Origin of the sequence: Pseudonocardia sp. McavD-2-B, assembly GCF_024124365.1 — a bacterium.
GTDB lineage: Bacteria > Actinomycetota > Actinomycetes > Mycobacteriales > Pseudonocardiaceae > Pseudonocardia > Pseudonocardia alni.
Window position 1 is genome coordinate 1 of the sequence record NZ_JAMXSG010000454.1, and the last position, 2,490, is coordinate 2,490.

General features: G+C 74.2%; 2 protein-coding genes and 1 pseudogene. All 3 read left to right on the forward strand.

Annotation, left to right across the window (positions count from 1 at the left end; translation table 11 throughout):
• Positions 1-1,051 (forward strand): molybdopterin-dependent oxidoreductase (locus tag NH602_RS30085; RefSeq protein ID WP_253069591.1); only part of this gene is annotated, 1,051 nt, incomplete at its 5' end.
• 129 nt (positions 1,052-1,180) lie between these two features.
• Positions 1,181-1,855, forward strand: a complete 675-nt coding sequence (locus NH602_RS30090; RefSeq protein ID WP_253069592.1) for a fasciclin domain-containing protein — start codon at positions 1,181-1,183, stop codon at positions 1,853-1,855.
• A gap of 69 nt (positions 1,856-1,924) precedes the next feature.
• A pseudogene (locus NH602_RS30095) lies at positions 1,925-2,490 on the forward strand (molybdopterin-binding protein); the annotation flags it as partial.

Consider the following 2,490-nt stretch of genomic DNA (forward strand, 5'->3'; position numbering starts at 1 on the left):
CGCCGTCGCCGCCGGGACGCTCGTCGCGGGCGGGGCCGGCCTGGCGCTGTCCTCCTCGGGCAGCGGGATCGCGGCCTCGCGGGCCGCGCTGACCGGCAGGCTGGCCGCGGCGACGCTCGCCGAGACCGCCCCGCCGGTACCCGCGTCGGCCGCGTTCCCCCAGCTCGGCACCGTCCCGTTCGTGACGCCGAACTCCGACTTCTACCGCATCGACGTCGCCCTCACGATCCCGGCCGTGCGGGCCGAGGACTGGTCGCTGCGGGTGCACGGCCGGGTCGGGCGCGAGCTCGTCCTCACCGTCGACGACCTGCTGCGACGGCCGCTCGTGCAGCGCACGATCACGATGACCTGCGTGTCCAACACGGTCGGCGGGAACCTGGTGTCCACCGCGGACTTCGTCGGCGTCGAGCTGGCCCCGCTGCTGCTGGAGGCCGGGGTCGACCCGTCCGCGGACCAGATCGTCTCCACCAGCCGCGACGGCTGGACGGCGGGCACCCCGACCGCGACCGTGCTCGAACCCGGCCGGGGCGCGCTGCTCGCGCTCGGCATGAACGGCGAGGCGCTGCCGGTCGAGCACGGTTTCCCGGTGCGCATGGTCGTCCCGGGGCTCTACGGCTACGTCTCGGCCACCAAGTGGCTCGCCGACATCGAGCTGACGACCTTCGCCGAGCGCAGCGTGTACTGGCGCGATCGGGGCTGGGCCGAGCGCGCCCCGATCAAGACCCAGTGCCGCATCGACGCCCCGGTCGGCTTCTCGAAGCTCCCGGCCGGACGTGTGCAGGTCGCCGGGGTCGCGTGGGCGCAGCCGGTCGGGATCACCGCCGTCGAGGTCCGCGCCGACGACGGCCCGTGGGTGCGGGCCGAGCTGGCCACCGAGGTCAACCCGAACACCTGGCGGATGTGGCGGGCCGAGCTCGACCTCTCCCCCGGCAGCCACACCCTCACCGCCCGGGCCACCGACCGCCGCGGGCTCGTCCAGACCGACGTCCGCGTCGACCCGATCCCGGACGGCGCGACGGGGTGGCCGAGTACGATCATCACCGTCGTCTGAATCGTTCTACGCCACCCGGAAGAAATATCCGAGAAAACTTCCGGAACCGCCGAACCGCCCGGACCCACCGCCCGAACAATTCAGTGAAGTCCATACAGGACAGACAGTTTCCTCGAAAGGGAATCAGCCATGCGCGCCTCTCGCACCCTCGCCACCGTCGGCCTGCTCGCCGCCCTCTCGCTCGGCCTCACCGCCTGTGGCGGCGGCAGCGACACCTCCGCACCGCCCGCGGCGGCCCCGGCCTCCTCCTCCGCCCCGGCGACCACCGCCGCCGCCGACGGCGTCACCACCAACGACGACGTCTTCGGCCCGGCCTGCAGCCAGCTGCCGCAGGGCGACGAGCCCGGCTCGCTGAACTCGATGGGCCCGCAGCCGGTCGCCACCGCCGCGAGCACCAACCCGCTGCTGACCACGCTGGTCACCGCCGTCGGCAAGGTCCCCGGCCTGGCCGACACCCTGAACCAGCAGCAGGGCATCACCGTCTTCGCCCCGGCGAACGACGCCTTCACCGCGGTGCAGCAGCAGCTCGGCGAGGAGCAGTTCAACGCCCTGCTCGCCGACACCACCCAGCTGCAGGGCCTGCTCTCCTACCACGTGACCCCGGAGCGTCTGGACGCCGCCGGCCTCGTGGAGAAGAAGACCCTGACCCAGCTGGCCGGCGGCGACCTCACCATCGGCGGCACCGCCGAGGCCCCCACCGTCACCGACGGGCAGGGCAACACCGCCAACATCCTCTGCGGCAACATCCCGACCGCGAACGCCACCGTGTTCGTGATCGACAAGGTCCTCATGCCCACGAGCTGACGACCGCCGGCACGACACGACGGGCCCGGGGTGCGAACCCCGGGCCCGTCGTCGTACGAACACCCTGGTGTGACCGCGACCCCGATCCGCCCCACCGCGTCCCTCACCCGGCCGCGGGCGGTGGTCACCGGCCTGCTCGGCGTCGGCTCGGCCCTCGCCGTGGGCGACCTCGTCGCGGGGCTGGTGGCGCCGGCGTCGTCGCCGTTCCTGACCGTCGGCGACCAGTTCGTCCGGCTGACCCCGGAATGGCTGAAGCAGTTCGCGATCGCCACGTTCGGCACCGCCGACAAGCTCGCGCTGCTGACCGGGATGGCGCTGGTGATCACCGGGATGGCCGTGGCCGCCGGGCTCCTGGCCCGGCGACGGCCCGCCCCTGGCGTGGCGGTCGTCGTCGCGATGGGGGTGACCGCCCTGGTCACCACGGTGCTCGCGCCCGCGTTCCGGCCGGTCGACCTGCTCGCCCCCGCCGTGGCGCTCCTCGTCGGGCCGACGGTGTTCCTCGCGGTGCACGCCGCATTCACCCGGGCGGCCCGGGACGGCCTGGGCGCCGCCGCGCCGCTGTCGCGCCGGCGGGCCCTCTCGCTGGCCGGCGGGGTCGCCGTCGTGTCCCTGGGGGCGACCGTCGCCGGACGGCT

Coding starts and splice junctions, on each gene's coding strand:
- NH602_RS30090 (WP_253069592.1), top strand. CDS start 1,181: ATGCGCGCCTCTCGCACCCTCGCCACCGTCGGCCTGCTCGCCGCCCTC.